The 6,853-nt window shown below is 26.5% G+C and carries 6 protein-coding genes; all 6 read right to left on the bottom strand.

All coding sequences use genetic code 11. From position 1 onward, the window contains the following. Positions 1–216: 216 nt before the first annotated feature. Positions 217–999: a hypothetical protein gene (locus tag MPF13_RS15210; protein ID WP_249983622.1), complete on the bottom strand. Its 783-nt coding sequence runs from the start codon at positions 997–999 to the stop codon at positions 217–219. Positions 1,000–1,145: 146 nt separating this feature from the next. Continuing rightward, the gene (locus MPF13_RS15215) at positions 1,146–1,955 is read right to left on the bottom strand and encodes a phosphoribosyltransferase-like protein (protein WP_194768701.1); all 810 of its coding nucleotides are present in this window, start codon (positions 1,953–1,955) and stop codon (positions 1,146–1,148) included. A gap of 3 nt (positions 1,956–1,958) precedes the next feature. Beyond that, entirely contained in the window at positions 1,959–2,891 is a 933-nt protein-coding gene (locus MPF13_RS15220; RefSeq protein ID WP_249983623.1) for a ParB/RepB/Spo0J family partition protein, read from the bottom strand. Positions 2,892–3,063: 172 nt separating this feature from the next. Beyond that, positions 3,064–4,551: a hypothetical protein gene (locus MPF13_RS15225; RefSeq protein WP_249983624.1), complete on the bottom strand. Its 1,488-nt coding sequence runs from the start codon at positions 4,549–4,551 to the stop codon at positions 3,064–3,066. A 159-nt stretch (positions 4,552–4,710) separates the two neighbouring features. Then, the gene (locus tag MPF13_RS15230; RefSeq protein WP_249983625.1) at positions 4,711–5,487 is read right to left on the bottom strand and encodes an HNH endonuclease; all 777 of its coding nucleotides are present in this window, start codon (positions 5,485–5,487) and stop codon (positions 4,711–4,713) included. Next, positions 5,487–6,686, bottom strand: a complete 1,200-nt coding sequence (locus tag MPF13_RS15235) for a DNA adenine methylase (protein WP_249983626.1) — start codon at positions 6,684–6,686, stop codon at positions 5,487–5,489. The genes MPF13_RS15230 and MPF13_RS15235 overlap by 1 nt, the downstream gene beginning before the upstream one ends. Positions 6,687–6,853 lie beyond the last annotated feature (167 nt).

Raw genomic sequence — 6,853 nt, forward strand, 5'->3', positions numbered from 1 at the left:
ATTTTTATTGATTCCTTTTTAATAGTTACTTTTTTCTTTCAATTTGATTTGTTTTTTCGGGCGATTCTTCGAAATTACTTACAACGTGTTTGTGTAATGAAAGTTGCGTGGTTTAAGCATTAAAGTTAGTAAATAAAACATGAACCAAGAAAATCCGAGAGGATTTTCGTAAGTAGGCTTTTACCAGCAATTTTTTTTACACGGTGTTGGCTGTAGTTAATTTCTATACTTTATTTTTCTTTCTATTGTTTGATATTTTTTCCATTTTCCGTTTTTCAATTCATAGTTAGTTTTTCTTATCCAATTATTCTTTTTGTCATATTTATAAGAATATTTTTTTCCATTGGATTCAATCAAATCACCATTTTCATTATACTTTAAATCATTAAACTTTCGTTCATAGAATTTAATTCTCATCTTATTTTTTGAGATTACTTTTCCATTATTATTTATAACGGATATTTCAACAATATTTTTGTCATAATCATAAACAGCTGTTTCTATTCCTTTGAAATTATTTTCTTCAAGTACTAATTTGATTGGATTTCCTTTTTCGTTATTTTCAAGCGAGGTAATTCTGAAAATTTGATTTTTAGAATTCTTTTCAATTGTTTTAACTAAAAAATTATTTGTATCATAAATATATTCTGCAATTTCTGAACGATAACCAATTGCTTTGTTCCAAGTTTCATACTTTCTGCTTAAACTTCTAGTTTTTGTGTAGTCGTATTTCACATTCAGTCTTGCAGTTAATTTTCCTCCTTCATCATATCTTAATTCTGATTTTAACATATTCTTTTCATTAAAACTTGAAATTTTCCGTTTTCGTTCAGTTTTATTTTTTCTATAATATGTTACTTTTGATGTTATTTTTTTTACAATAAATTCTTCCTTTATATCATATTTTCTGTCGTGATTTATTGCAGTTGCAATACTTTGACTAAAAAAATTAAAAGTCGTAAATGTTAATATGATTAGTATCAGTCTTTTCATCTTCATAATTACAGCCAACGTGTTTGTATAAGATTAGTTGCGTGGTTTAAGCACTAAAGTTAGCAAATAAATCACAGATAGAAAGTCCGCGAGGACTTTCGTAAAAAGGCTAAAACCAGCAATTAATTTTATACGGTGTTGGGCATAGTATTTTAATATTCTCTTGGTATCAAGGCAAACCATTTCTTATCTTTTCCTTTTTTGTCTTTATATGGATATCCATCTTTCCATAGAATAGGCATACTATTATTTGGTGGTGAATAGAAAAAACTAACTAAAAGACCTCTATCATAATCCAGACTACCTGACTTTTTCAATTTATTATTAAGGTCGATTAACTTTCTTTTTATTTTGTTGGAAAAGGTTTTACAATTTTCAGTATAATGTTGAAACTCATTTTCTCTTAGTTCAATTCCATTAACAACCTTGAAATTTGTTTCTTTAGAAACTTTTTCTATTCCTTCTGAAGTTGCACATATTGTTAATAAATAAGGTTTGTGACTTGGATTTAAAAGTAAATTTAATTTAGTTAAAATGTATTCAGTCGATTGAGTACCTGTTCCTATTAAATCTTCTACAAAAATTATAGTACTTTCTTCAGGTAATTTGCTTAATTCCCAACTATTCACAAATTTTTTATTTCCAAATAATTTGGTGTGCCTAATTTCATAAGCAATTTTTCCACCACTTTTCCCTTCACTACCAAAAGAAGTTATAAATAGATTATCTGCATTAAATATTTCTGCATTATTCTCAACAATTTTGTGAATTACAGATCTAATTCTTTGTGCATCAAAAATCTCAATACTGTTAAGTAACTTAACTGTTTCTAACCAATTAAGATTAGTTTGAGATTTGAATTTAGGTACAGAATTAGGTCGATAACTTTGACATCTAATTAACTTTTGTTCAATTTTGTTTCCTCCAAGAAACTTGTATATAATTGATTCTATCTTTTCCATAAATTAATCGATAGATTCTATTATTGCGTCTAACCTTTTTTGTAATTGTTTTAGTTGGTCTTCAAAATATATATCACTTATTAGGTCAGGATTTATTTGATCTAGATTAGTGTTTAAGTAAGAAATGTATTTTAGAATATTTTTTCTATTACGTTCCTCTTCAAGATCTTCACTTACGAAAATTTCTAAACCAATATCATTATTGATAAATTCACTAATTTTATTGACGAATTCTTGAAAATTATTTGATTTATCATAGAAACCGAGAGCCTTTCTAATCTCACGAAGTTCTTTTACATCGCTTAAATGTTTCTGTTCCTTAAATTTATCTATACATTTATCTACGAAAAAACTAATTCCTTCTGGATATTTAAAATCAGGTTCATAACTTAATCTATTTGCGATTGGATGTAGTTCAATGAAAAAATCAGTCGATATTCTACCACCTTTTTCCATTAATATATCTCTATACTTTGGTGGATACCACAGTAAGGCTTTACATCTTCTAATTGTAGATCTGCTTACACCTGTAAATTCATTAAGTACAGTTTCGCTATCAGTACCTAATTTGTCAATAATTATTTCGAGTTTTAATGCAGTAGGAAAAAGAGCCCATTCTTTTCTAAAATGGTGAATATTAAACATAAATAAGATATTTTGAGTAATATCTTTCGGTTCATCAATCACATTTGCTGGAATCGCTTCTAAACCAATTTCAGTTGCACATCTCCATCTTCTTTCTCCATCAAGAATAATATATTTTTCTTTTGGAAAATCTTTTGAATTCTGATAAACAGTTAGTGGAACTAAAATACCAACTTTTGAAATTGAACTTTTCAAATCATTCAATTCATTTGGTTCAAAAATCAAACGTGGATTGTATGGGTTAGGGGCAATTTCAGATACTTTTATTTCTCTTAATGTTTTATTTTCCATTTTGTGTTCGAATGTTTGTTATATTATGCCCAACGGGTTTGAATATGATTTGTTGCGTTTTTAAAGCACTAATTTAGCAAATATAAACCAAATAGGAAATCCACTAGGATTTTCGTAAATCGGCTTGAACTAGCAATAAATTATATGCGGTGTTAGAAATAGTTGTATTCCGCTACATTTCGATTTTTATATTGAAAAGCCTATGTTTTTCTGTTTTTGTTTTATTAATATATTCCTCATTTTCCAAATAAGTGACTTTATAAGTATCTGATAATTTTTCATCTTTTATATCTATATCACAATATATTATTTTCTCATCTTCGTTCTTAGATAAAACATTTTGTAAATATTGTGTTTGCCAATAGAAATTCATAATATCTATTAATAGTGATTTAAATGCCAAAATTGAATTATCAGTAAAATTGTCAATCACTTGAATTTCTATTGTTAACGTATCATTTGTTCTCTCTTTTTTGATGAATACATTTTTATCGATAGTAATCTTTCCTGAATTAATATCATCATATCCTGATAAAGATTCGAGAATTAATCCCTCAATTGGCTCTGTATCTCCACTTTTTATTACAGACAGCATAGTATTATGTGGTTTAAGGAAAATACCACTAGTCGAATCAATGTCTTTTCCTTTGAAGAAATATGATTTGATTTCATTCTCAAATGATTTTATAGAATTCAAAGATTCTTCATCAACTAATTTTTGATAAATTTTACTCTCTAATAAATCAAAAAAAGATAGGTTTCCAAATAAACCAATATCTCTTGATTTTGTGAAAATATTTGAATTTCTTATTGACACGTTTTCTGAAATGATTCCAGTACTCATATTGTTAGACCATTTAGGTGAGTCTAAATAGTAAATTAGAATAATTTGTTCTTTAGAGATTAAAGAATGTAAAGTTTTTATTGACTCATTTTTAGTGATTTTATCAATTTCACTTTCAACAATAAAGGTAAGAATTCTGTCAATTATTTTTGAAAACCTATTTATATTATCTGAGATAGATGAAAAGTTAGTTTTTTTATTTAAAGAGCTAATACCAACAATTTTGCCTAAACCAAAATGCTGAGTAACTTCTAGGTAAATTTTAATTAACTGACTTTTAGATAATGAGTTTATATCAACATTGTCATATTCGTAAGGTATTGAATAAAAGTAGTCTATATACGCTTCTTTAAATTCTCCTTTAATTTCCTTTTTCAATAATCTAACAAGGTGTTTGAAATATCTTTTACCAAACAAATTTGAATCAATAGAATCGACAATCTTCTGTTCCAAATTCAAAAATGTTTCCAATAACTTACTGAAAGAATTTTCGAACCTTTGTATATTAAAATTATCTATTTGTTTTAGATGATTCATTTGAGAATATTCTAACTCTTTAATCTGAACATTTAATGATTCCCGTGTAATTTCATTTTGTTTTTGTTGTTCTTGAAGAGCTATAAAAATTAACAGAATACCAGCAAGCGACCAAAAGGAACCTACTAAGCCTCCAAAAAATGAGCCTAAATCTCCTATTTTATTGAGGTCAATTGAAGAATCAGGTATAAATTCTTGAATTGATATAATTATTGAAAATATAAGAATAACAGCGAATCCTAACCAGATTAATATTTGTGCAATTCTTTTATAGTTCATAGTTGGGTTTCAATTATTTCTAACGTTGTTGTGTATGATTAGTTGCGTGATTAAGCACGGAATTTAGTAAATAAAAACTACATTTAAAGTCTGCGAGAACTTTTTTAAGTAATTAATAAACAAGCAATTAATTATACACGGTGTTGTGCCCAGTGTTTTCTATCTGTAAATCCCATACTGTTCTATTTTTCCAATTAAATATTGAATTTCAAGAGGTTTTGACCAATTTCGATGAATCATTCTATGACAATTTGAACAAACAGGTGCTAAATTCTTTAAAGCATTTTCGACTGTTTTTTCGGTATCTGAATCTTCGTATTGAAATATTGGTTTTGTGTGATGAATTTCTATAAATCCTTTTCCAATATCTGCACCATAAAAATTTTCAAAATCAAACGTACAACATTCACAAGATATATGTCCATCTTTTGTAAAATGCTCAATCGCATAATTTCTTAATTTAGATGAACGTTCATAAACTTTTACTTGTGCAACTTTTTTAATTCCTTCTTGAATTATTATATTTTCGTCAAAGGTTTGAATTTTTCTGTCATCTTTATTTTTCTCAATTTCTCTCAAATTTTCTGTTAAATCTGAATATTCAAAATCATTTACAAGTAAGTAATTTAAAATTTCCTTGTTACGTTTTAAATGGTTTTTACCATCGTTTGTGATTTCTACAAAACCTTTTCTTGCTTCTCCTTTATATTTTGCATAACCAAATCTTTCAAAAGTCTCGTGTGCTTTTAAATTTCTTACTTTTTGAGAAAATTTATCATCATTTCGACCTTTTAATATGTTTAAATCTTCGCCACTTGGTTTCATAATCAAGCGAAGTTTCTCTATTAATTCTGATGTTGTAATTTTACCATTATTTAATTTCATTAAATAAAGTGAAGGTAAAATAAGTTCAGTTTCGGATATTCTTTTTGCCATTAATAATTTGTAATTAAAAGATGTTCAGTTTTTTTGTCATTTCGATTCATAAAACTTACTAAATAAGTTTTGTCAAAAGTTGATATTTTAATGTTTGGATGAGTATATAAATTTAAAATAAAATCTGTGTTTTTAATAATCATCATCCATTTAGCATTACAGTTATTTATTAAATAATCTGCAAGACGTTTTTGGTCAGTTTTTTCAAAATCATTTTGAGCATATGTGCTAAATTCTGTATCGTAAGGTGGATCTAAAAAAACAAAATCATTTTCAGTTGGTTGATGAATATTAAAAAAGTTAGCAAAATCCTCATTTACAATATTTGTTTTAGATAATAATTGTTGTAAAGGTTCTGATTTTAAATATTCTATTTTTTTTCTGAAATTTTTATTATTGTACGCTATTCCACCATAAGGAACATTAAATTCTCCTTTTGAGTTATAGCGAAACATTCCAGAGTATGCGTAATTACGAATGAATAAAAATATTGCTGTATAAAATGCTTGATTGAGCTCGTACTTTTTGTGAAAATTGTAAATATGTCTAAAGTGCATATAAAATGCACTTTTCAATGCAGTTTCAATATTGTCTAAAATATCTTTATCAGGTAATTTTCCTTTTTCTTTTTCAAGAACTTTCATTCTTGAAGTTTTACGAACTAAATTTTTATTTATTTCTTTTAGAAAATTTTGAATATTAAAATTAAAATATGAAGAAAATAATCCGTTAAATTCTTTAGAATTTTTTAAAATAAATTCAAAAATTTTGTTTGACAAAATATCTTTAGATATTTTGCCAGAGGCAAAATCTTTATAAATTTTTATGAAAAATGTTTGATTTCTTTCCGAAATTTCTCCTAAAATTTCCCAATTGTGAATTATTTCCTCAATTGCATTAAAAAACGTTTCTCTGTCTTCAGAAACTATAATTTTATATAAATCAATTAACTCGTGCGCTTTGTCATTTATAAAATATTCTTGAGCCTGTATTGCTGTGTAAACTGAACCACCACCAACAAATGGCTCGTAATAATTCTTAAAATATGTTGGAAGATTAGGAATTATGTATTTCAATTCTTTTTCCTTTCCACCAGCCCATTTTACAATTGGGTCAAGTTTTCGTTCCTTTGTATAGTTCGTAAAACTTAAATTAATCTGATTATATGTTACAACAGGTTCTTCTACAATTGAATTCATAGCGTAAATTTAGTGTTTTTTTAATTCAATTTTCAGAATTTTATTTCGATTACGAGGTTTTTCTTACATTGGGCACAACGTGTTTGTGTTATAGAAAGTTGCGTTTTTAAGATTGGCTGATTTTCCGAAGGAAAATTAAGACAAGATTAAAAAAGCAACAAACTTTG

This window comes from Polaribacter sp. Z022 (assembly GCF_023555495.1).
In the GTDB taxonomy this organism is placed as follows: domain Bacteria; phylum Bacteroidota; class Bacteroidia; order Flavobacteriales; family Flavobacteriaceae; genus Polaribacter.